Raw genomic sequence first — 23047 nt, 5'->3', positions numbered from 1 at the left:
GGGTGTTCACGGGAGGGGTGTTCACGGACGGGGTGTTCACGGAAGGGCCAGTGGAATCGGGTCACCGGTAGCGGACGTGGAAATGCTCCGTCGCGTGTCGGTCGAGGAAGTCCGTCTCGGCGGCGAGGCGGTCGGGCGCCACGTCCCACAAGGCGTCCATCAGGCAGATCCCCCGGTCGGACGCCTCGAGTTCGGTGCCCTCCGTCGCGTGGACGCGCAGGATGCGGGGCGGCCGGGTGGGCGGCTCGAAGCGGATCGCGTCGACGGTCCGCCCCTTCTCGCCGTACTTGCTGAGAAACACGGTCGCCCGGGTGGGCGCACCGGTGCGCAGTGCCTCCAGCTGGGAGGCACGGGCGAGCCGGTCGTGGAAGGCGTCCCGCTCGTCGTCGGGCAGCAGCAGGGACTCGGTCCACAGGTCGAGGAGGGAGTGTCCGGTGACGGTCCGGACGCTGGCGTTGATGAGGCTGCCGCCCATCCGGGGGTTGATCTCGATGATCTCCCAGCGCTTCCTCGACTCCCAGTACTTCACCTCGACGTGGAAGGCGCCGTCGGTGAGACCGGAGCCCGCAAGCGCGGCCAGGCAGCGGGTGACGTGGTCGGCTCCCTCCAGGACGAGTTCACGGCCGAGGCTCACGGGCGGACTGACCGACATCCCCTCGAGGACGGTCCGTTCCAGGCGTTCCACGCGGGCCTTCTCGTGGACGCACAGGTGGTGGACGCGGCCGTCGAGGAGGAACGTCTCGAAGCTGAACTCCGGTCCCTCGACGTACTCCTCGACCAGGAAGTCGTACCGGTCCATGAAGATCGCCTTCATGCGCCGGTCGGCACGCATCTGCTCCTGGATCGCGGGCAGGTAGGCCAGGTCGCCGATGTCGTCGAGGACGAAGGTCGCGAAGGACGAGGCGCCGCGCACCGGCTTGACGAACCAGCTTGCGCGGGCGTCGAGTTCGGGGCGCACGCCGGGGGTGACGCGGTGGCACCGGACCTCGCTCAGCCCCTCGGCGAAGAGGTGGCGGCGCAGTGCGTACTTGTCGAGGCAGAGGCGCAGCGCGGGTTCGGCGCAGTCGCGCGCGCCGAGCCGCTCGTTGAGCTCGGCCATCAGGAGCCGGTAGCCCTCGAAGGTGGCGAGGGCCGCCTCGACCCGGTAGCCCCGGTCGGCGAGTTCGCGCACGGCCTTCTCGACGTCGCCGGAGTGCAGTTCGGGTTCCTCGGTGACCACGCGGTCCGCCACGTGTTGGCAACTCGCTTCCAGGGCTCCGGGCACCTCCGGCCGGGAGCTGAGGGCGACCAGGGTCAGACCGAGCCCGTCGGTGGCCGCGGCCACCTCCTCGGCGTACGACTTGCCCTGGTGCATGAGGAGCAGGATCGCCTTCTTCATCTGTGCCTCTCCTGGGAGTTCCGTGGCCGTCCTCATCGCCCGCGGACCAACTGCCGCTCGGCGGTCTCGCGCCGGTGGGCGCGCAGGATGTCCACGAGGCGGCCGCCGCCCTCACGGACCGGGTCGACGACGGGCAGTCCGGTATCGGCCTCCAGCTTCTCGGCCTCCCTGCGGTAGTCCTCCTCGGTGAAGCCGATGCTGTTGACGCTGACGGCCGCGACCTTGGCGGGCCTCTCGAAGACGGTGAGCTCCTCGTTCATGCGGATGAGCTCGGACAGGGGGATGATGGGCGTCTCCCAGACCTTGGTCCGCTCGGCGCCCAGGCGGTGGCAGAAGACCAGGGCGTGCGGCAGGGCGCCGTGGAGTATGGCGAGGGCCACGCCGCTGAACCCGATGTGGTTGAGGGAACCCTGGCCCTCGACGACGACCCATTCGTTGCCGACGGCGGCCTCCATCACGACGTGCTCGACCGCGCCCGCCATGAAGTCGCCGGGCACGCCGTCGACGGCGAGGCCGTGCCCGGAGATCAGCATGCCGCTCTGTCCCGTGGCGGCGAAGCCGGTGCGGATGCCGCTGCGGTTGGCCTCGTTCCAGAGTTGCAGGGCGGCGGTCTTCTTGCCGATGTTGGAGTCGCTGCCGCACGTGTGGATGACCCAGGCGTCCAGGTCGAGGACGCGGGCCCGGTTGAGCGGCACTGCCGGGGAGTCCTTGGTCTCCCAGACGGTGACGCCCTTCTCACGGACGGCACGGGCGATGTCCGGGTCGTCGGTGAGGCGGTAGTGGATCGAGTTGATCAGGTGGAGACCGTTCCTGGCGGCCGCCAGGATGTGCGGTCGCCAGCCCGAGGGCAGTTCGGCGGAGTGCAGGCCCTTGCCGATGACCATGACCTCGGGACGCAGGGGCAGGGCGTGCTCGACGCGGCCGACGATCGGGATCGCGCCGCCGTAGCCGAGGACGTCCTGCACGGTGAGACCGGCCTTGCGGCTGTCGATCACGGCGACACAGCGGTCCCCTCGGTAGCGGATCAGCGAGGCGGCGATCTTGCTCGTGAAGAGTCCGAAGCACCCCTCGGCGAACAGCACGAACTTCTTGTCGACCAGCTCCGCATGGTTCAACTGATCCACGTCTTTCCTCCACGGACTAGATGGTTCTCTCAGCGATGACACGAGTGGTTCGGGCGCTCTACAGGACGGGCTCGGTCGCCAGGCGGTATTGCGCGCGCACCTGTCGCACGGCCTGCTCGATCTGTTCCTGGGTGCCGCCCCGGAAGAGGAAACGGCCGCCTTGGAGCGTGGCGTACGAGCCGGGCCGGGAGACCAGGACCTCACCCGCCCTCGGCACCAACTCCCGGTACAGGAAGGGGACTTCACCCAGAAGCGAGGTGGCGGCGGTGACCTTCCTGGGCAGCGGCTTGGGGCCCGGGATGATCAACCAGCCACCGCTCGGCTCCGGATCGGTGACCGGCGGGTCCACCGGGCGGCCGAGCAGCACGTCGGCCCACAGCCGGAAGAGGTTCACGCCGTGGACGTCGTGGATGACGTAGGGCACGTCGGCGCCCGGCACGCGGGCGCCGACCTCCAGGAACACCAGCTCGTCGCCGGTGTCGAAGAGTTCGAGGTGGAAGGCGGAACTCCGCAGGCCGAGCGCGGTCAGGCAGCTCAGGGCGAAGTCCTCGCAGCGGCCGCGCACGGCGGGGTCCGTCTGGAAGACGGAGCCGAGCGGTTCGCCCAGGAGCTCGAAGTCCAGACAGGTGGAGACGTAGCGCGAGGTGCACAGGAACAGCGGTTTGCCCGCCGCGTCCAGGACACCGTCGACGTGCAGGATCGCGCCCCGTACGAACTCCTCGATCTCCAGGTCGCGCAGGCTCCGTCCGGCGCACAGGTCCCGCAGTTCCTCGGCCGAGGCGATCTCTCGAACACCCTGGCTGGACGCGCCGCGCACCGGCTTGACGACCACGGGGTAGCCGAACTCCTCGGCAGCCGCGAGGAGCTGCTCCTCGGTGCGGCAGGGCGCCCAACGCGGCACCCGGAGGCCGGCCCGCGACACCGTCTCCTTCATGACGGTCTTGTCGCGGAACCGGGAGGTCTCCTCGGGACTCGCGCCCTGGACGCCGTACCGCTCGCGCAGGGTCGCCGCGAGGTCGAGGAGCATTTCGGAGAAGGCGATGACGTGGTCGAACGGGCCCTCGTCGCGAACGACCGCGTCGACGAGCTCCAGCACGCCGTCCAGATCGCCGAAGTCCCGTACGACGTGGACCCGTTCGGCGTCGGCGGGCACTCCGCTGCGGCCGCCCTCGTCGCACAGGTACGTGACGCGGTCGGTCTCCGGGTGGAAGACGATCTCGGGAGCGGCGAGGCGGTTCTCCCAGCGCCGCTGGTCCTCGTACAAGGGCCAGCGGTTCAAGAACAGGATGGCGCCGGACATGGATGTGGTCCTATCGGTTCACGGGATGCATGGACATGCCCGGCCGGGACGGCCGGTCCAAGGCGGCGGCGACGCGGGCCTTTCGGGGCCGAAGAATGGACCCGAGCCTGAATCCCGGGAACGGCCCCCCACGCGTTGTTCGCGCTGCCTCAGCCTGGCATGGGACCGGCCTGGCCAGAATAGGACCTAAGTCCCAGCGCATCCCCGCAGCGGGTGCGCGCCGAGATCTTTCCGCGTGCACCGCCTCGTACCGGAAACGCCATGGGCAGATGGACCTATTGCCCGCACATCGCGCCGGACACAAAACTCTTACCGCGCTGCCACCGCCGAAATAGGGCTGCCGGGCACGCCGGGAGGCTATTCCCGAAGTGCGCCTCGACATCGAAGCGCCGGACTCAATTTCGTGGGACGGGTGGTGGTGCTGCCGTGACGCAGGGGACAGAGACGGTACGGCGGGCGAGCTCCGAGGAATTCCGGGCCGCGATGGCCCGGTTCGCGGCCGGGGTCGTGGTGGTGACGACGCTGGGCGACGGCGGGTTGCCGCGCGGCTTCACCGCGAGTTCGTTCTGTTCGGTGTCGCTGCGCCCGCCACTGGTCCTGGTCTGTCTGGCGAACTCGGCCGACTCCTTCGCGACGTTCGCCTCCTGCGGCCACTTCGCGGTGAGCGTTCTCGGCCCCGAACACCGGCCGCTGGCCGAGCGGTTCGCGACCAAAGGCGCCGACAAGTTCGCATCGGACGGCCTGTCCCGCACACCCGGCGGACTCCCTGCCGTGGCGGGCGCGCTCGTCGAGCTGGACTGCGAGGTGCACGCCCGGCACCCGGCAGGTGACCACATGATCCTGGTCGGCCGGGTGTCGGGCGCGCGCCTGAGCGAAGGCGCGGGAACCCCCATGGTCTATTACGAAAAGACCTTCCGGTTCCTGGCCTGAACGAGGGCCTGAGCCAGGACTAGGACCAAGACCAGGGGCAGGACCAGGACGCCCGGCGGCTTCACCCCGCGCGGGACACAGAATTCTTTTCTGATGGGAAACAGGAGATACGAGCATGCTGCTGCAGGTTGACCCGGTCGATTCCTTTTCCGGAACGTTCCGCGTCCCGTCGTCGAAACCGGAGACACAACGAGCAATTCTGACCGGCACCCTGGCCGAGGGCACGTCACGGGTTTTCAACGATCTCCGGTGCGACGAGACGGAGACGATGAAGAACGCCTGCCGCGCCTTCGGCGCCAAGATAACCGAGCACGACGGATTCCTGGAGATCCAGGGCATCGGACAGTCGCCACCGAACATCCACCGCGTCATCCGGTCCCGCGGCTCGGGCCTGGTGTTCCGCGTCGTGACGGCGCTGGCTTCCGTACAGCCGTCGCCGGTCGTGGTGACGGGCGACGCGACCCTGTGCAACCGCGTGATGGAGCCCCTGCTGCGGGCGCTGCGCGAGCTCGGCGCGGACATCGAGTCGATCGTCGGCGAGAACAAGGCCCCGGTCGTCAACTGGGGACGCGGCCTGAAGGGCGGCACGTGCCGACTGCCGGGCGACATCAGCTCACAGTTCATCACCGCCGTCCTGTTCGCCGCGCCGCTGGCCGAGGGCCCGGTGGAGATCGAGGTGACGGGCGAGGTCTACTCCCCGTCGTACATCCGGCAGACGCTGGCGAGCCTGAGGGACGCGGGCATCAAGGTCTCCGCGTCGGAGGACCTACGCCACTACGAGGTGGAGCCCTCCGCCTACCAGGCCCAGGACGTCACCACCCGCGAGGACTACACCTCGGCCTCGTACCTGCTGGCCGCCGCCGCGCTCTTCCCTGGCCGGACCGTCCTGACCAACGTGTACGGCGACAGCATGCAGGGCGAGTTCGCGATCGTCCCGATCCTGGAACGGCTCGGGGTGACCGTCACCTTCGACCGGGCCACCTCGTCGCTGACCGTCGACAACCCGCAGGACAGCCTGTGCGGCGCCTTCGAGGTGGACGCGCGGGACTGCCCCAACATCGTGCCCACGCTCGCCGCACTCGGGGCGTACGTGCGGGGCAGTCTGCGGGTGACCGGCGGACGCCTCACCCGCTTCCACAAGGCGCCCCGCATCGAGGCCATGGCCGCCGAACTGACCCGCGCGGGCGTGGACATCGAGGTCCTGTACGACGACGGGGTCTGCGACGGGTTCGAGGTGCGCGGCGCCCGGACGTACCCCGGCGGAGTGACGCTGTCCAGTTGGGGCGACCACCGCATCTTCATGTCGCTGTTCGTGGCGGGCCTGCGGATGCGGTCCGCCAACCGGTTCTCGGGCTTCGAGGACGTCCGGCTGTCCTTCCCCACGTTCCTGGAGGAGTTCGCCGAGGCAGGGGTGCGGACCGCTGCCGTCGAGGAGGCGGACGCACCCGCAGAGGCCGTCGGCTGACCATGGCCGCCTCCGTCCCCCGGCTGCGCGCCGATGTCTCCGGGCTGCCTCGTTACGTCCCCGGCCGAGCCGCTCCCAGCGACCTGGTGGACAAGCTGTCGTCGAACGAGAACCCCTTCCCTCCGCTGCCGTCGGTCGTCGCCGCGATGTGCGCGGAGTTGGGGCGCGTCAACCGCTATCCCGACGCGACGAGCAGGGAACTGGTCGAGGAACTGTCCGCGGTCCTCGCGGTGCCCCCGGAGCACCTCGTGCCCGGCACCGGATCCCTCGGGGTCGCCGGGGACCTGCTGCGCGCCGCGGCGGGCGAAGGGGACGAAGTGCTCTTCGCCTGGCGCTCGTTCGAAGCGTATCCGTTGCTCACCTGGGCCTCGGGGGCAACTCCCGTGCGGATTCCCCTGCGTGACGAGCGGCACGATCTGGAGGCCATGGCCGACGCGGTGACGGACCGCACCCGGCTGATCTTCGTGTGCAACCCCAACAACCCGACCGGCACGGCCATGCACCGCGGTGAGCTCGCGCGCTTCCTCGACCGGGTGCCCGGCCACGTCCTTGTGGTGCTCGACGAGGCGTACCGCGAGTTCGTCGACGACACCGGCGTACCCGACGGCATCGCGCTCTACCGCGACCGTCCCCACGTCGCCGTTCTGCGGACCTTCTCCAAGGCGTACGGCCTCGCGCGACTGCGCGTCGGGTACGCGGTGGCGCATCCGCCGGTCGCGGCCGCGTTGCGGGCCTGCGCCGTGCCGTTCGGTGTCAGCGGGCTCGCCCAGGCCGCCGCGCGGGCCTCGCTGCACGCGGGACCCGAGCTCCACGAGCGGGTACGGACCCTGGTGGCCGAGCGCGCCCGGGTCACCCGCGCTCTGCGGGCCGCGGGCTGGAGCGTGCCGGAGAGTCAGGCCAACTTCGTCTGGCTGCGCCTCGGTTCGCACACGTCGACATTCGCCGACGCGTGCGAGGCGGCGGGAGTCATGGTGCGTCCCTTCGGCGACGAGGGCGTACGGATCACCATCGGCACTCCCGAGGAGAACGACCACCTGCTGAAGATCGTGGGCGGCTTTGGACGGGTCCCTGAATTCTGTCGACAGATTTTGACAGACTCCAGAATTCCGTCATCGTTCCCGCGCGGCACAAGCAATCAAATCCAAGATTCAACAGAAAAACACTAGCCAATTGCCCTCTTAAGCGTGTAGCTTTTGGCCCACGCTTGAGCAGTTTCTGTCTGCGTCTCGAGCGTCGAGGGGGACGCCGCCGTCGGCTAGATGCGTACCGATTTCCAGTCGCACCTCCGATCATTTGTGGCGTGCCCATTTTCGTCTACGAGCGATCCGGCATGCTTACACGGGGGCGATTGCAATGACGTCATGCCCATATGCGCTTTCCACCGAATCTCCTTCCCCACCTTCCTCAGCGGCCACACCGCCGCCCCACACCCACGGGCCCGCACGGCCCGGCTGGGCAAGACACCGGGCCTGAGGTGTCACGCAAAGGACGACCTTGGACATTTTTTCATGTCCTTTGGGAGAAGCGAGGAAGAGGCAAGACGTGGAAGAACCACCGGCCGCAAAACTCACCTGCCGGGAATTAGATGTACTGCGCCTGCTGGCCCTCGGGTTGAGCAACCGGCTCATCGCCCGGAAACTCGACATATCCGAGAAGACCGCAAAGAACCATCTCAGCAGCATCTATTTGAAGATCGGGGCCACTGATCGCACGCAGGCGGCCCTGTACGCCCGACAGATCGGCCTGATCGGCCCCGGGGAAGCGACTCCCTCCGTTCCGGCGTTCACTCCCCTACCCGAGGACAGCGCGCCGCACGGCGGCCCCACCCTCACCGCACGCGAGCGGGGCGTACTCCGGCTGCTGGCCGTGGGGCTGAGCAACCGGCTCATCGCCCGAAGACTCGGCATCTCCGAGAAGACCGTGAAGAACCATCTCAGCAGCATCTACTTGAAGATCGGCGCCACCCACCGCACGCAGGCCGCCCTCTACGCCCAATACGTCGGCCTGGCTTCCTGAGCCGCGAAAGCAACGGGCGGGGCGACTGCGACCGCGTCAGGCGATCGGCCGGCGGGCCCGGGCCGCCTCGATGTCCGGGACGTGCTCTTCGGCCCAGCGTCGTACGGCGCGGAGCGGGACGAGCAGGGAGCGGCCAAGCGGTGTCAGGGCGTATTCGACGCGGGGCGGGTTCTCGTCGTACTCATGACGACTGACCAGACCGTCGGCCTCCAAGGAGCGCAGGGTCTCGGTCAGGACCTTCGGGGTGATCCCCCGGATGTGCCCCTTCAACTCGCCGAAGCGGCACGGCCCTTCGTCGAGGGCGTTGACGACGAACACGGTCCAGCGGGCGCCGATGCGGTGCAGCACCGTGCGGCTCGGGCAGGTCGCCGCCATCACGTTGTACGCCTTGCCCATGGCTGCTCCCGGTTTCGTTGTAGATACCGGTATCAAATCCATACCGTTGCAACCGATTCTACGAGAGGGAGCAGTTCCTATGGAACGGACCGGGACAGCGGTTGCGCAGGGCACCGGGGGCGGGCTGCCGGTCTGGCTCGTGGCCCGTGGCCTCATCCCCGGGACGGGCCCCCAACGCGCCTTCGCCGGGGCGACGTTCGTCAACCAGATAGGCAAGGGCCTCTTCATCGCGGGGGCCGCGTTGTTCTTCACCCGTTCCGTGGGCCTCCCGGTCTCCCAGGTCGGGTTCGCCCTGGGGGCCGCCGCACTGATCGGACTCGCCGCCGGAATCCCCGTGGGCCGCCTGGCCGACCGGCGCGGCCCGCGCGAGGTCTTTCGGCTCGCGGTCGTCGTGCAGGCCCTCGCCGTGGCGGGACTGGTGTTCGTCCACTCCTTCCTCTCGCTGATGGCGTTCCTGTGCGTGGCCGAGCTCGCCCTCTCGGCCGGTACGGCAGCCCGCGGCCCGCTGACCCGCAGCCTGGGTGCTCCGCACCCCACCCGCTACCGCTCCTACCTGCGCGCCCTCAACAACATCGCCGTCGGCTGCGGAGCCCTCGCGGCGGGCGTCGCCGTCCAGATGGACACCAGGGCCGCGTATCTGAGCCTCATCCTCGGCACCTCCGCCCTGTTCCTCGCCTCCGCCGCCCTCGCCTCCCGCGTGCCGTCCGTGCTGCCGATAGAAGCCCCGGCGGAGGGCAGCCGCTGGCCCGCCCTGAAGGACAAGCCGTACGTGGCGCTCACCGCCCTGGACGGCATCATGTCCATACAGAACCAGGTGCTGATCTTCGCCCTGCCGCTGTGGATCATCGGCCACACCGACGCGCCGCGGTGGTTCGTCGGCGCGAGCGTGGCGGTCAACACCGCGCTCGTGGTCTGCCTTCAGGTACGGGTCAGCCGCGGCGTCGACAACAACACGGCGGCAGGCCGGGTGGCGCGCCGCGCGGGGGTGGCGTTCCTCCTCGCCACGGCCCTCATCGCGGCGGCGGGCGGCGCCCCCGGCTGGGTCGCCGTGGTCGTCATCGTGCTCGGCGTCGTCGTCCACACACTGGGCGAACTGTGGCACGCCGCCGCCTCGTTCGAGTTGTCCTTCGGACTCGCCCCGGAACACGCGCAGGGCCAGTACTCGGGCCTTTTCGCCATCGGTCAGGGTCTGTCCAACGCCGTCGGCCCGCCGGTGCTCGGCCTGCTCTGCATCGGCTGGGGCGGGCCGGGCTGGCTCGTCGTGGGAGCCGTCCTCCTCGTCGTCGGCCAGGTCGTACCGCTCGTCGTGAAGTGGTCCGACCGCACGCACGCGCGCGTGCTCGGCTGAGCGCGACGAGGCGACTCCGCTGGAATCGAGACCCCTCCGTCCTGCCTGGGGGAAATCCCCCAGCCAGGACGGAGGAAAGCAGCGTTCCTGGCGAGGGTGCCGCATCCCTAGCGTGAGCTGCGGTGACCGTGCCGGACGCGCGGTCGAGCGGCAGGGAGTTGTGATGATCGAGGCCCAGGGGCTCACCAAACGGTACGGACCCACCGTCGCCGTCGACGCGTTGAGTTTCGACGTGCTGCCAGGAGCCGTGACCGGCTTCCTCGGGCCCAACGGGTCCGGCAAGTCGACCACGATGCGCATGATCATGGGCCTGGACAGGCCCGACGAGGGACAGGCCCGGATCCACGGCGTGCCGTACGGGGAGCTGCGCTGGCCCGCGCGTGAGGTGGGCGCGCTCCTGGAGGCGCGCACCTTCCATCCGGGGCGCACCGCGGCCCAGCATCTGACCGCGCTCGCGGCCGCGGGGGGCATCGCGCGGGCCCGGGTCGACGAGGTGCTCGACGTCGTCGGGCTCGGCCGTGTCGCGGGGCGGCGGGCCGGGACGTACTCCCTGGGCATGGCGCAGCGGCTCGGGATCGCCGCGGCGCTCCTCGGCGATCCCGGGGTGCTGCTCTTCGACGAGCCGGTCAACGGGCTCGATCCGGAGGGCGTGCGGTGGATCAGGGAGCTGATGAAGTCCCTGGCCGCCGAGGGCCGCACCGTCCTGCTCTCCAGCCATCTGATCGGCGAAATGGCGCTCACCGCCGACCACTTGGTGGTGATCGGGCAGGGCAGGCTGCTCGCCGACACCTCCGTGCGCGAACTGACCGCCCGGGGCGACTCCCTGGAGGAGGCCTTCTTCGCGCTGACCGCCGCGGCACGGGTGACCGACGCGCCGCAGAAGGGGGGTTCCCGATGAGTACGACGGCACCCGCCTGGCGGCGCGAGACGCGCGTCCCCGCCGGGCACTACGGATTCGGGCACGCGGCCCGCATGGAGTGGATCAAGCTGCGCAGCCTGCGGTCGACCTTCTGGTCGCTGCTGCTCGTGGTGGTGGGCATGGTGGCCATCGGTGTCGTCACCATGGCCAACACCAAGGCACCGAGCCCCGACAAGGCCGCCGCCTTCGATCCGACCAACAACGTCCTCGCGGGTATCGCCGTCGGGCAGCTCCTCATCGGCGTACTCGGCGTGCTCGTCGTGACCGGCGAGTACGCGTCGGGAACGATCCGCTCCACCCTGGCCGCCGTCCCCGACCGGCGTCTCGTCCTGACGGCGAAGGCGGCCGTGTACGGCGCGCTCTCGCTCGCCGTGGGCGAGGCCGTCGGTCTCGTGACGTTCTTCGCGGGGCGTGCCGCGCTCGGCGACGGCGTGCCCCGCCCCTCGCTCGGGGACACAGGGGTGCTGCGCGCGGTGCTGATGTCCGGCGCGTATCTCGCGATGATCGGGCTCATCGGCATCGGGATCGGCGTCATCACCCGGCACACCGCGAGCGCGATCGGCGTGCTCGTCGGCATCACCTTCGTGCTGCCCGCGGTGATCGGCGGCGTCTCGGGCACGACCGTCGCCAAGTTCTTCCCGACGATGATCGCGGGCAACTCCCTCGCGGTCGCCGAGCCGGTGTCCGGCATGCTCTCGCCGTGGGCCGGGTTCGGGGTCCTGTGCCTGTACACGGCCGCGGTGCTCGCCGTCGGCGGACGCCTGCTGATCCGCAGGGACGCCTGAGCGGCGATCGCAAGAGCGCACGAGGGACGCGGCGGAACCCGAGGCACACAGAGGAAACTGAACCCCATGCACCTGCACGAAACCGTCCGCGCCGCGCTCCGCGCCCCCTTCACCCGGCGGGCGTGGGCCGAGGCGGCGTACTGCCTGACCGGATTCCCGCTCGGCGTCGCGGGCGGGGTGGTCCTCGCCGTGCTCCTCGCCCTGGGCGCCGGGCTCACGGTCTCGCTGGTGCTCGCCGTGGTGGGCGTCCTGCTGCTCATCGGCACGCTGCGGATGGCCCGCGGGCTCGGCGGGGTCCACCGCGCGCTTGCCGCCGAGCTGCTCGGCGAGCGGACGCCCGCGCCGCCGCCGTTCCGTCCCGGCGACGGCTTCGTGGGCCGTCTCGACGCGCGGCTGCGGGACGGCACCGCCTGGCGGGCCGCGGCGTACGTCCTCGCGAAGCTGCCGGTCGGCGTGCTCGGAGCGTACGCCGTGCTCTGGTGGGTCACCGGCCTGGTGAACCTCACCGCGCCGCTGCGCTGGGCGGTGTTCGGGCAGCAACCCGCCGCGGACGATCCGGAGGGGATGCCGATCCTGACGCCGGTCCCGTTCGGCGGGCTGCACGCGGACACGTTCGCGGGGACCTTCCTCGCGGTGGCGCTCGGCGTCGGCACGCTGCTGTGCGCGCCCTGGGTGACCAGGGTCGTCGTCGCGGGCGACCGCTGGCTGATCCGGGCGCTGCTCGGTCCCGGGCGCCTCGCCGACCGCGTCAGGGACCTGGAGGAGACCCGGGCGCTCGCCGTGGACGACTCGGTGGCGCTGCTGCGCCGCGTCGAACGCGATCTGCACGACGGCGCGCAGGTGCGTCTCGTCGCCGTGGCGATGGGCCTCGACATGATCAGGGCGCGGCTGGACGACGGGCAGCCGCCGGACCTGGCGCGCATCCGGCACCTCGTCGACGGCGCGCACCGCAACGCCACGGAGGCGCTCACCGAACTCCGTGACCTGGCCCGCGGCATCCATCCGCCCGCCCTCGACGAGGGCCTGCCGGACGCGCTCGCCACCCTCGCCGCGCGCAGCACGGTGCCGGTCGATCTCACGGCGGACGTGCCGGTGCGGCCCACCCCGGCGATCGAGACCATCGCGTACTTCTGCGCCGCCGAACTCCTCACCAACGTCATCAAGCACAGCGGTGCGACACGGGCCTCGATCGACGTGACCCGGCGGGACGGGCTGCTGCGGATCCGGGTCGCCGACGACGGGCGCGGCGGCGCGGTGCCCGGCACGGGCAGCGGTCTGACCGGGCTCGCGCAGCGCGTGCGGACGGTCGACGGCCGCATCGACGTCCGCAGCCCCGACGGCGGTCCGACGGCGGTCACCGTCGAGCTGCCGCTGCGTGCGTGAGGTCCGCGGCGGCCGCCGTGCGAAAATGCGGGCCATGCGTGTCGTGATCGCCGAGGATGCCGCCGTACTGCGGGAGTTGCTGGCCCAGATGCTCGCCGAGCGCGGGCACGAGGTCTGCGCCTCGGTGGGCGACGCGGACGCCCTGCGCGCCGCGGTCGCCGCGCACCGCCCTGACGTCACGGTGGTCGACATCCGGATGCCGCCGAGCCACACCGACGAGGGCCTGCGCGCGGCCATCGACATCCGCGCCGAGCACCCCGGCACGGGCGTGCTGCTGTTCTCGCAGTACGTCGAGACGAAGTACGCGACCCGGCTGCTCGCGGCGGGTTCCGCGGGCGTCGGCTATCTGCTCAAGGACCGGGTGGCGAACATCGCGGAGTTCACGGACGCGCTGGAACGCGTGGCGGCGGGCGGCACCGCGCTCGACCCCGAGGTCGTCACCCAGCTGGCGGGGGCGAGCCATCGCGCGGCCGAACTGGCACCGCTGACGGGCCGGGAGCGCGACGTGCTCTCCCTCATGGCGGAGGGCCGCTCCAACGCGGCGATCGCCCAGGCGCTCTTCGTCTCGCAGGGCACGGTCGAGAAGCACGTGGCGGCGGTCTTCGACAAGCTCGGCCTGCCGAACTCGCACGACCACAACCGGCGGGTGCTCGCGGTCATCCGGTACCTGCGCTCCTGAGACCAGGACTCTCGCCTAGTACTCCAGCTGTAGATCGTGATCTTCATGTCCGGGATGCGGCTTGACGCCGGTTACGGCTGGTTCGGGATCGAAACACCAACCTCGGCCGTGGGACCGTCCTGCTTGGCTCCTCGGATTTCAGGGACGCGTTTTCCGTGAGGGAAGCGTTGCGGTGCCGAGGTGGCGGCGATGTGCTCGCTGTCGGCAGGTCGCTCCGCAGTAGCGCGCAGGGCGGCCAGTGGACCGGGCCTCGAGCCGGGCCCCGCACTCCTCGCACCGCGACGCTGCGTGAAGCGTGCCGGGGGTGTCACGAAAGTCCCGCTCTTGCGTGACGAATGAGGGAGTCCGCAGGCTTTCCAGTGCCAGCCGCACCATGCGGGCGCCGCCGTCCCGGTCGTGGTGGGCGGCCCACATCGTCGCGCACCCGACGGTGAGGGCTGCGACATCGTCCGTGTTGACGTCGGTACGGATGCCTCCGGCGTGCTGGGCCGCGCGGAGCAGTTGGTCAAGTGCCTGGCGGAACCGTCGCGCCGACGCGGCCAGGCTCGGCCGTGGCCAGCTCGTTTGCGTGGTCAGGGCGTCGCATGCGTGCTTGCGCCCGCGGGACGTCTCGACGACATCCAGAAGGAAGCCGAACAATGCCGCGGCAGGGTCTGTGCGGGCCGCCCACTGTTGAGCGGTCTCCACCAGGTCGTCGAACTGCTGGGCGAGTACGGCCTCCAGCAGGATCTCCTTGCTGGGGAAGTGCCGGTACACGGTGCCGGCGCCAACCCCCGCCTGCCGTGCGATCGCGCCGAGCGAGACGTCCGGGCCGTGCTCGTCGAACGCCTGCGAAGCGGCGGCGAGTATCTTCCGGCGGTTACGGCGGGCATCGGCCCGGCTCGCGTCCTGGGGAACTGTGGTCATGTCACGTAATCCCTTGCCCGTGCTACTCAACCGGGTGGAGCATTCCACATCGCCCCCGGGTCCCACCGCACCGCAGCCACCGACCATCCCGGGGCGGAGGACGACATGACCACTGACCATTTGGTCGTTGTGACCGGTGCGACCGGTCGGCAGGGCGGAGCCACCGCACGCCGGCTTCTGACGGCCGGCAGGCCGGTGCGCGCGCTCGTGCGGGACACGACCGCGCCCGCCGCCACATCACTTGAAACCGCGGGTGCGGAGCTCGTGCGCGGCGACTTCGACGACCCGTCGAGCCTGCCCGCTGCGCTGGAGGGAGCAGCGGCACTGTTCGCCGTACCGCCCGTGGCGTTCGGGCCGGGCGGCTCCGGCGTGGAACGGGAGTTCGCCCGTGGCCGGGCGCTGATCGATGCCGCGGCCGCGGCGGGCGTCGAACACGTCGTGTTCACGGGGGTCGCATCCACTCCCGGACGTCCGGGTGGCTCCGAGGGGAAGAAGCGCATCGAGGACTACCTGCGTGAGCGGATCCGGTCGGTGACCGTGCTGCGTCCGGTGCGGTTCATGTCGAACTATCTTGGTTCGCTGCCCATCGGTATCGACGGCATTGTCGACGGCGTGCACCGGCACGTCTTCCCGCCGGATGAACCCGTCCAGATCATCGCGGTGGAGGACATCGCCGAGTTCGCGGCGCTGGCCTTCGACCAGCCGGACCGGTTTGCGGGACGGAGCCTGGAACTGGCCGGGGATGCCCCCACCCCGCGCGAAGCGGTCGCCGCGATCAGCGAGGCCACCGGTGCCGCAATTCGGTACGAGCAGATCACCCACGCCGAGGCAGCCGCACTCAACCCCGAGATCGCCCAGGTCCGGGAACGCTGGGCAGCCGGATCACGCTGGCACGCCGACATCGAGGCGCTGCGCATCATCCATCCCGGTCTGCGTACGCTCGCGGACTGGCTCGCCGAATCCGGCGCCGTCCCGCTGCGGAAGCGACTCCTCGAATCCGCCTAGAACTCCCGCTGTTGATCGCGATCTCGCTGGTGAGGGCCGGTGCGTGGACGGGTACGGCCGAACGCGCACTTGCACGAGGCCGCACAGGAACGAGGCACTCTGCCAGAGCAGCCTGTTCGCGCTGGACAACGCGGGATCACGGTGGCCGACCCCGCCGGTCACCCTCGTCCGCGTGCCGCGCCGCACGCCAAGAAGCTGGCAAGCGCACGTCAATGAGTTCGCTCTTTCCGCGCGGCCCGCCGCCCGTCACGCGATCGGGCATATGTTCTTCGAGCAGACACCTGATCCGAACTCCCCACTGGAGCACCACATTCCGCGCCCATTCCCTACGCATTCTTCATTGTTTCCCCCTAGACTTCCGCAGGGGACTTCGCATTTCCGCAAGCCAAGGGCATATGCCATAAGCACCACCGCATCGTGTGTTGCCAAATCCCTTACAGGCCACCTGCTGCTGTGCGAAAGTCATTAGCGGTCCACCACCCGTCAAGCTGGTCGCACCGCATCCTCAACGGAGCACCTCATGCCGTCCCACGTCTTCGCGGACCACGCAGCCGCCCAACCGCCCGAGCGCGGTGCGGTCGACGCGCTGATCTCGCAGACGCGTCGACTCCGAGGCGAGGTCGACGCCGTGCGCCGCGACGCCGCGGCCGACCACGGGGACCCCGCGGGCCGCTGGCAGCGCGCCCTGTGCGATCTGGCGGTGCATCAACTCGACGACCTGGACGACCACTTGGCCCAGTTACGGGACGGCCCGCCGCCGACCGACACACCGGCGCCGCCCTCCTCGCCCGCACCCCAGGAACCCCGCCGGGACTCGCTCCTGAGCCGGGTCGGCAGCGCCGAGTGGAACCTCCTCAGCGACGAGGCCAACTGGTCCGGCGAGCTCTACCAGATCCTCGGACGCGACCCCGCCGCGCCGCCGCTCTCCCTAGACGAGCTCCCCGCCCTGGTGCACGACGAGGACCAGCCCCTGCTGACCGCGATGGTCACGGACTGCCTCATCGACGGAAAGCCCATCGACGGCGAGTTCCGCATCCTGCGGCCCGACGGCGGCGTACGCCAGGTGCACATGATGGGCGAGCCCGTGCTCGCCGCCGACGGCTCCACCGCCTCCATGTGGGCGGTGCTCCGGGACGTCAGCGAACTGCGCCGCAGCCAGCGGGTGGTGCGCGAGACGCGTGATTCGCTCCAGCGCCACCGCGACCGGGCACACACCGAGCACCAGCTCGCGGTCGAGTTGCAGGAAGCGGTCCTGCCGCCGTGGCGCGGCGCGCTGCGCTTCCCGAGCGGCGAAGGGCCCGGCACGCTCGACCTCGCCGCGCATCACCTCCCCTCCTCGACCGGCGCCCTGATCGGCGGCGACTGGTACGACGCGCTGCAACTGCCCGACGGCCAGGCCCTGTTGAGCGTCGGCGATCTCACCGGACGCGGCGTCACCGTCACCTCCGGCATGGCGATGCTGCTCGGCGCGCTGCGCGGCATGGCGGTCGCGGGGGCGCAGCCTGGCCAGCTCATGGGCTGGCTCAACCAACTCCTCGACGCCACGGTCCATCCGGCACTGGGCAGCGCGGTCTGTTGCCGCTACGACCCAGCAGCGCACCGGCTCACCTGGGCACAGGCGGGCCACCCCGCCCCGCTGCTGTTCCGCGACGGGACGGGGCGCGCGCTGACGCCACCGGACGGCGTACTCCTCGGAGCCGCCCCCGGCACCACATACGGGCAGGCCGATGAGCAACTGCGGCCCGGAGACCTGTTACTGCTGCACACCGACGGCCTGGTGCCACGGCGCGACAGGGACGGGGCGACGGACCTGCTGCTCTCCCTCGCGTCCCGGTTCACCGAGGCGCGTACGGCACAGGACTGCGTACGGACCGTCGTCGAGGAATTCGGCGCGGCACCGCGTGAGGACGACGCCTGCCTGTTGATCGCGCGGATCTGAACCGATCGCGCGGTGTCGTTACCCTGCTCTCCCCGATGCGGGAGTGTGTCAGGCCCTGGCCGTCCTCCCCGCCCTCTTGCCGCCCCTGGGCAGCGCGAGCTTGATCTCCTCGCGGAGGTCCTGGATCTTCGGGTAGCCGGAGTACTGCGCCGTGAGCCGGTACATCTCGCGCAGCCGGTCCCAGGTGCGGTGCGAGGAGTTGGCCCGCATCGACACCAGCGCCAACCGCGCGTACCTGTCGGCCTGTTCGGGGTCGTCGGCGATGAAGCACGCCGATGCCAGGGAGATGTAGTCGAAGATCTGCGAGCGGTTGCGGTTCTTCACCCGCAGTTCGATGGCCTGCTTGGCGTGCCGCTGGGCGATGGTCGCGGCGGACGCCTCGTGGTCGGCGAGGGTGCGGTACGCCAGGGCCTGCATGCCGTGCAGGTCCGCCTCGTCGAACATCTGCATCCAGCTGGGCGGCGGCACGTCACCCTTGTCCGACACGAAGAGGTCCTCGGCGATGCCGAGGGTGCGCCGCATGGCCTGGCCGTGCCCCAGCGAAGCCTGCGCCCATGCCTCGATGGTGTACAGCATGGCCTGGGTGCGCGGCAGCGCCTCCTCGCCCGCTCCCGACTTGGCGAGCCTCATCAGATCCAGGGCCTCGTCGGGCTTGCCCAGGTGCACCATCTGCCGCGCGGCGCGCGACAGGGCCTCGCCGGCACGCGGCCTGTCCCCTCCTTCTCGGGCGGCGTGCGCGGCGATGACGAAGTACTTCTGCGCGGTGGGCTCCAGGCCGATGTCGTGCGACATCCAGCCCGCGAGCACCGCGAGGTTGGCAGCGACGCCCCACAGACGTCGCTGGAGGTGTTCGGGGTGTCGGTAGGCGAGCATGCCGCCCACTTCGTTGAGCTGGCCCACCACGGCCTTGCGCTGCAGCCCGCCCCCGCGGGCCGCGTCCCAGGCGCGGAACACTTCGACGGAGCGCTCCAGTTCCTCGATCTCCTGCGACCCGATGGGGGCGGCCTCGTAGCGGTCGAACCCAGCGGGGTCGGCGTGCAGGGGATCGTCGATGCGGGGAGCGTCGGCCGCGAAGGCCGGATCGGTGTGCAGCCAGTCGTGCATGGCGCTGCTGAGTGCGGAGCCTGCGGCAAGCGCAGCGCCCGCGCCCACCAAGCCGCGTCGGTTGAGCATGAGGTCCATTCCCGTGAATTCGGTGAGGACCGCGGCCGTCCGCTCGGGCGCCCACGGCACGCCGTCGGGGTGCTCCACACTCCCGTCGCCACGCCGCTTCCCTACACGCCCGTGCCGGACCAGACCGAGATCCTCAGTGGTCACGACACGGCCGAGACGCTCGGTGAACAGAACAGCCAGCACCCGGGGCACCGGATCGCGCGGGATCTCTCCCATGTCGATCCACCGCCTCACCCGCGAGGTGTCGGTGGCCAGTTGGGGGTGGCCCATGGCCGCCGCCTGCCGGTTCACCAGCCTCGCGAGTTCACCCTTGGACCAACCGGCCAGGCCGAAAAGGTCCGAAAGGCGAGTATTGGGTTGTCCGTTCACGTCAAGCCCCCAGGTTCTCGGCTGAGTTGACAGTAACCCTCTGTCAGTTGCTGAGCGACTATTCGCCAGGGTTCGCCAGGGTGCGCCACGTGGTGTGCCACGGGACGGCGGGTGTCAGGTAGGAGTGCGCCACCCCGACCCGGTCGCCGCAAGGCACTCCCCAGGGTGCACCCGAAGCGGCCGGGCCGGGGAGGCGCACGCAACTCACAGGCACACGAAGGGATCTGTATCGCCCATGTACGCAGCATCGTCCTCCGTGTCCGCCCCGCCCCGGCCGCTGCACCCGCGCCCCCCGGTCCCCCGGGGCCGCGAGGTTCCCTCCTCGTCGGGGAGCGGTCCGTATCTGGAGCCCGTGCGCCCCGGTGCCACGCAGCTCGGCGCCGGCCGGACGCGCCGTGCGCCGGGGCCCGGCACCCAACCGCTCAGCGGGAGACTCGACTTGTCCGGCCCCCAGGGGGCGCAACTGCGCACCGCGATTGCTTCGGTGCATCGCATCTGCCCCGAGTTCAATCCGGTGCAGGTGCTCCGCCGAAACGGCCGTACCGTGCTGCTCGTCGGCACGGCGGGGCGTACCACCGCCGTCGCCAAGTGTCTGCTCGACCACTCACCCGTCTGGGCCGAGCGGATCCGGCACGAGATAGCGGCCTACCGCTCGTTCGTCCGGCACCGCCCGCCGGTCAGGGCGCCGCGGCTCATCGCCGCCGACCCCGATGACTGCACGCTGGTGATCGAGCGGATGCCGGGACGGGTGGCGGCGCTGCACCGGCATCCCGCGGAGGCCCCGCCGCGCGCCGACATCAGGGCGGCGCTCGGTTCGGTGGTCCGGCTGAACGGCTGGCGTCCGCCGTCGGAGATGTTCGGCAGGCCGCTGGACTACGGCAGGCGCATCTCCCGCTTCCACGAGCTCGGCCTGCTCACCGACCGCGACATGGGCGACCTGCAGAAGCTGCTGCACGGCATCGCGCACTCGGTGGCACACCAGGGCAACGGCCTGCAGTCCATGTGGCAGTTCAACCACGGCGACGCCCTCCTGTCGAACGTCCTGCTCTCGCCCGCCGGACCCGTCCTGGTCGACTGGGAGCACGCGGGCTGGTACCTGCCCGGGTACGACCTGGCGACGCTCTGGGCCGTCCTCGGGGAGGCCCCGGTGGCGCGGCGTGAGATCAGCCAGCTGGCACAGAGCGCGGGCCCCGCGGCGCGCGACGCCTTCCTGGTCAACCTGATGCTCGTCCTGACCCGGGAGATCCGTACGTACGAAACGGCCGTGCAGCGTTCGATGCACGAATCGACCCCGGCGGCACCGGGCCCGGCCCACCCCGGTGCTGCGCCGTCCGGCGAGGAACAGCGGCTGCTGCTGAGGCGGCTGCACGACGACTGCCAGCTGGCCCGCCGGGCCGTGCGTGCGGCGGTCGGCACTCGCTGACGGGGACGACGGTCCGCGGTGCGCCTTGGACAGGGGCGCACCGCGGACTTTCGTATGCCTCTGGCGACTGCTGTTCGACTATGACCGGGCGACTATGACGTGGTGAAACGCACGGCGTCGACGTCGGGCGTGTCCTGGTAGGTGTCCCAGCCGCCGGTGTTGGGCACCGGCGTGGTGGCGAGTAGCTTGCCGTCGGGTGCGTCGGCGCGCAGTTCGACGGCGCCGACGCCGTAGGGCGACGAGAGCTTGTAGCCGACCTTGCTCACGCCCTCGACGCTCATCGGGCTGAACGCGATCCAGTCCCCGTTGCTTGGGCTGGAGGACCGAGCGCCCGTAGCCGGTCAGGGCGGCGGTGCCGTCCCCGCCCTTGTCGAGGTGGGCACGGGCATCGGCTGCGGCATCGTGGCGGACGGCCGCCTGCACCGGGGCGCGCAGGGCAGCGCGGGCGACATCGGGCAGCGACGTCGTACGCCTGGTCAAGTCGGGCAACCGGGACGCCGTGCGGATGGTGCGCGAGGCGGGCCGTTCGGTCGGCGAGGTGCTCGCGGGCCTGGTCAACTTCTTCAATCCGGACACCGTGGTGGTGGGCGGCGCGCTCGCCGCCGTGCTGCGCATCGAGCCGAGCCGCACCGGCGAGAACGCGGCGGCGGTCGGCGCCGGGATCCTCGCCGTCGAGCACGCGCTATCGCCCCGGCAGGTCGACCGGGTCCTGGCGGGCGCGGCGCGCTGAGCCGGAAACCGCCGCGGCGCCGTACCGCGATCCCCGCCGCCCTCCCCCGCGACGGCGCGATCCGGAAGCGCACGCGGCAGTATCGGCCACACCGCCAACTCCCCCTTACGGCAGGGGACTTGCGACCCTAGCGTCAGGGTATGTCCGTTACCGACGCAGAGCAGATAGACCGGGCCAACGCCTCCGGTCGCACGCCGGTCGTGTTCGTACACGGCCTGTGGATGCTGGCAAGCAGCTGGGACCACTGGCTCCCCCACTTCGAGGCCGCGGGGTACGCGCCGGTCGCCCTCACCTGGCCGGGCGAAGCGGCGACGGTCGCCGAGGCCAGGGCCCACCCCGAGGCCATCGCGGGCAAGACCGTGGGACAGGTCGCCGACCACCTCGCGGGCCTCCTCAACACCCTGGACCGCAAGCCCGCCGTGATCGGGCACTCCGTCGGCGGGATGCTCACGCAGATCCTCGCGGGACGCGGCCTGTCCGCCGTCTCGGTGGCGATCGACCCCGCCCCCTTCCGCGGCGTCCTCGCGCTCCCCGTGTCCACGCTGCGCTCCCTGATCCCGATGATCGCCAACCCCGCGAACCGGAAGCGCGCCAAGCCGCTGACCTACGAGCAGTTCCGCTACGCCTACGCCAACGCCGTCAGCGAGGAAGAGGCCCGCGCCATCTACGACCGGTACGCCGTACCGGCGCCGTGCGCCCCGCCCATGCAGGCGGCCATGGCCAACCTCAACCCCCGTACCGAGGCGAAGGCGGACTGCCGCACTCCGCAGCGCGGGCCGCTCCTCATCGTCTCCGGCAGCCACGACAACGCCGTGCCCTGGGCACTCGCCAACGGCGCGTACAAGCGGCAGAAGCGCAACACGTCCGTCACGGAGGTCACCGAGCTGCACGGACGCGACCACGCGCTGACGCTCGACAGCAGGTGGAAGGAGGTCGCCGACCTCGCCCTCGCGTTCGTACGACGCTTCGTGTGAGTCAGGGACCGGCGGGTGCGGCGAAGGCGTCCAGGGATTCGGGCAGGGTCTGACCGCCGTCGACGGTCAGGGTCTGACCGGTGACGAAGGACGCCTCGTCGGACGCGAGGAACAGGACGGCGTGGGCGATGTCGGAGGTCTCGCCGAGCCGCCCCAGCGGGATCGATCCGGTCATCCGGCGCAGGTAGTCGGGGCCGAGGTCGGCCAGGCCCTCGGTGCGGACGTTGCCCGGCAGGACGGCGTTGACGGTGATGCCGTGCGGTGCCAGCTCCAGGGCCGCGCCCCGCAGGAAGCCCAACTGGCCCGCCTTGCTCGCCCCGTAGTGGGACCAGCCCGCGTAGCCGGTCGTCGGGCCCGTGATCGAGGAGGTCAGCACGATCCGGCCGCGTCCGGCCCGTTCCATCGCGGGCAGGCAGGCCCGCACGGCCAGGATGGAGCCACGGAGGTTGACGTCGAGCACCTCGTCGAGGTCGTCGGCGCTCATGTCGCGCAGCGGAGTCTCCGGGAAGATCCCGGCATTGGCGCAGAGCACGTCGATCCCGCCGTGCCGTCGCTCGGCCTCCGCCGCCATCTCCTCGATCCGTTCCGGTCGCCGCACGTCCACGCCCAGGCCCGCGACGCGCCCGCCGGTGGACCTGGCGAGGTCGTCGGCGACCGCGCGTGCCGTCTCCTCGTCCCGGCCCGTGAGCAGGACGGCGGCGCCCTGACGGGCGAAGAGCGAGGCGATGCCGAGACCGATGCCCCGGGTGCCGCCCGTCACGATGACGGACCTGTCCTGCCAGTGCGTGAACGTCATGCCGTGCGC

Annotated in this window: 19 protein-coding genes and 3 pseudogenes; 14 read left to right on the top strand and 8 right to left on the bottom strand. The window is 70.8% G+C overall.

Annotated features, from left to right (window positions below):
• Positions 1-61: 61 nt before the first annotated feature.
• From KY5_RS39015 to KY5_RS39005, 3 genes are read right to left on the bottom strand one after another with little or no spacing between them, the layout of a single operon-like run.
• Entirely contained in the window at positions 62-1378 is a 1317-nt protein-coding gene (locus KY5_RS39015) for an ATP-grasp domain-containing protein (RefSeq protein WP_098246625.1), read from the bottom strand.
• Between the two features lie 32 nt (positions 1379-1410).
• The gene (locus KY5_RS39010; RefSeq protein WP_098246624.1) at positions 1411-2502 is read right to left on the bottom strand and encodes a DUF1611 domain-containing protein; all 1092 of its coding nucleotides are present in this window, start codon (positions 2500-2502) and stop codon (positions 1411-1413) included.
• 58 nt (positions 2503-2560) lie between these two features.
• Positions 2561-3802, bottom strand: coding sequence for an ATP-grasp domain-containing protein (locus KY5_RS39005; RefSeq protein WP_098246623.1), 1242 nt, complete (start codon positions 3800-3802; stop codon positions 2561-2563).
• Positions 3803-4228: 426 nt separating this feature from the next.
• Between KY5_RS39005 and KY5_RS39000 the strand changes: the two genes are divergently transcribed.
• The 4 genes and pseudogenes from KY5_RS39000 (at position 4229) to KY5_RS43145 (ending at position 8213) form a co-directional block, all read left to right on the top strand.
• Positions 4229-4732: a flavin reductase family protein gene (locus tag KY5_RS39000; protein WP_324965820.1), complete on the top strand. Its 504-nt coding sequence runs from the start codon at positions 4229-4231 to the stop codon at positions 4730-4732.
• 115 nt (positions 4733-4847) lie between these two features.
• Positions 4848-6197, top strand: coding sequence for a 3-phosphoshikimate 1-carboxyvinyltransferase (gene aroA / locus KY5_RS38995; protein WP_098246621.1), 1350 nt, complete (start codon positions 4848-4850; stop codon positions 6195-6197).
• A gap of 2 nt (positions 6198-6199) precedes the next feature.
• A pseudogene (gene hisC / locus KY5_RS38990) lies at positions 6200-7255 on the top strand (histidinol-phosphate transaminase); the annotation flags it as partial.
• A gap of 484 nt (positions 7256-7739) precedes the next feature.
• Positions 7740-8213 carry a helix-turn-helix domain-containing protein gene (locus tag KY5_RS43145; RefSeq protein WP_324965819.1) on the top strand — a complete coding sequence of 158 codons (474 nt, stop codon included), beginning with the start codon at positions 7740-7742 and terminating at the stop codon, positions 8211-8213.
• 36 nt (positions 8214-8249) lie between these two features.
• Here KY5_RS43145 and KY5_RS38980 read toward each other — a convergent pair whose 3' ends face one another.
• Positions 8250-8609, bottom strand: a complete 360-nt coding sequence (locus tag KY5_RS38980) for a winged helix-turn-helix transcriptional regulator (protein WP_098246619.1) — start codon at positions 8607-8609, stop codon at positions 8250-8252.
• Positions 8610-8688: 79 nt separating this feature from the next.
• Here KY5_RS38980 and KY5_RS38975 point away from each other — a divergent pair, with 79 nt between their 5' ends.
• The 5 genes from KY5_RS38975 to KY5_RS38955 all read left to right on the top strand — a co-directional run bounded on the left by KY5_RS38975 (position 8689) and on the right by KY5_RS38955 (position 13723).
• Positions 8689-9957, top strand: coding sequence for an MFS transporter (locus KY5_RS38975; protein WP_098246618.1), 1269 nt, complete (start codon positions 8689-8691; stop codon positions 9955-9957).
• A 163-nt stretch (positions 9958-10120) separates the two neighbouring features.
• Positions 10121-10855 carry an ABC transporter ATP-binding protein gene (locus KY5_RS38970; protein ID WP_098246617.1) on the top strand — a complete coding sequence of 245 codons (735 nt, stop codon included), beginning with the start codon at positions 10121-10123 and terminating at the stop codon, positions 10853-10855.
• Positions 10852-11661, top strand: coding sequence for an ABC transporter permease subunit (locus KY5_RS38965; RefSeq protein WP_098246616.1), 810 nt, complete (start codon positions 10852-10854; stop codon positions 11659-11661). The genes KY5_RS38970 and KY5_RS38965 overlap by 4 nt, the downstream gene beginning before the upstream one ends.
• A gap of 66 nt (positions 11662-11727) precedes the next feature.
• Positions 11728-13044: a sensor histidine kinase gene (locus tag KY5_RS38960; RefSeq protein ID WP_098246615.1), complete on the top strand. Its 1317-nt coding sequence runs from the start codon at positions 11728-11730 to the stop codon at positions 13042-13044.
• 34 nt (positions 13045-13078) lie between these two features.
• The gene (locus tag KY5_RS38955; RefSeq protein WP_098247778.1) at positions 13079-13723 is read left to right on the top strand and encodes a response regulator transcription factor; all 645 of its coding nucleotides are present in this window, start codon (positions 13079-13081) and stop codon (positions 13721-13723) included.
• Positions 13724-13861: 138 nt separating this feature from the next.
• Here the strand turns inward: KY5_RS38955 and KY5_RS38950 are convergent, their stop codons facing one another.
• On the bottom strand, positions 13862-14629 hold the full coding sequence (locus tag KY5_RS38950) for a TetR/AcrR family transcriptional regulator (protein WP_098246614.1): 768 nt from the start codon (positions 14627-14629) through the stop codon (positions 13862-13864).
• A 105-nt stretch (positions 14630-14734) separates the two neighbouring features.
• Here KY5_RS38950 and KY5_RS38945 point away from each other — a divergent pair, with 105 nt between their 5' ends.
• A complete protein-coding gene (locus tag KY5_RS38945; protein WP_098246613.1) occupies positions 14735-15634 on the top strand; it encodes an NmrA/HSCARG family protein in 900 nt (299 codons plus the stop codon).
• A gap of 520 nt (positions 15635-16154) precedes the next feature.
• A complete protein-coding gene (locus KY5_RS38940; protein WP_098246612.1) occupies positions 16155-17573 on the top strand; it encodes a PP2C family protein-serine/threonine phosphatase in 1419 nt (472 codons plus the stop codon).
• A gap of 48 nt (positions 17574-17621) precedes the next feature.
• Here the strand turns inward: KY5_RS38940 and KY5_RS38935 are convergent, their stop codons facing one another.
• Entirely contained in the window at positions 17622-19115 is a 1494-nt protein-coding gene (locus KY5_RS38935; RefSeq protein ID WP_098246611.1) for a hypothetical protein, read from the bottom strand.
• Between the two features lie 235 nt (positions 19116-19350).
• Here KY5_RS38935 and KY5_RS38930 point away from each other — a divergent pair, with 235 nt between their 5' ends.
• Complete coding sequence (locus KY5_RS38930) at positions 19351-20538, top strand: aminoglycoside phosphotransferase family protein (RefSeq protein ID WP_098246610.1); 1188 nt, start codon at positions 19351-19353, stop codon at positions 20536-20538.
• A gap of 116 nt (positions 20539-20654) precedes the next feature.
• Here the strand turns inward: KY5_RS38930 and KY5_RS43140 are convergent.
• A pseudogene (locus KY5_RS43140) lies at positions 20655-20916 on the bottom strand (carbohydrate-binding protein); the annotation flags it as partial.
• On the opposite strand from KY5_RS43140, the pseudogene KY5_RS38920 reads away from it, so the two are divergent.
• Positions 20914-21268 (top strand): annotated as a pseudogene (locus KY5_RS38920) (ROK family protein). The pseudogenes KY5_RS43140 and KY5_RS38920 sit on opposite strands and share 3 nt — an antisense overlap.
• Positions 21269-21408: 140 nt before the next feature.
• Positions 21409-22242 (top strand): alpha/beta hydrolase, encoded by an 834-nt coding sequence (locus tag KY5_RS38915; protein WP_098246609.1) that lies wholly within the window; start codon positions 21409-21411, stop codon positions 22240-22242.
• 1 nt (position 22243) lies between these two features.
• On the opposite strand, the gene fabG is transcribed toward KY5_RS38915, so the two are convergent.
• Positions 22244-23038 carry a 3-oxoacyl-ACP reductase FabG gene (gene fabG, locus KY5_RS38910; RefSeq protein WP_098246608.1) on the bottom strand — a complete coding sequence of 265 codons (795 nt, stop codon included), beginning with the start codon at positions 23036-23038 and terminating at the stop codon, positions 22244-22246.
• Positions 23039-23047 lie beyond the last annotated feature (9 nt).

It is taken from the genome of Streptomyces formicae, assembly GCF_002556545.1.
GTDB lineage: Bacteria > Actinomycetota > Actinomycetes > Streptomycetales > Streptomycetaceae > Streptomyces > Streptomyces formicae_A.
The sequence above is the reverse complement of the archived record's forward strand: the minus strand, read 5'-3'. Positions and strand labels throughout refer to the sequence as shown.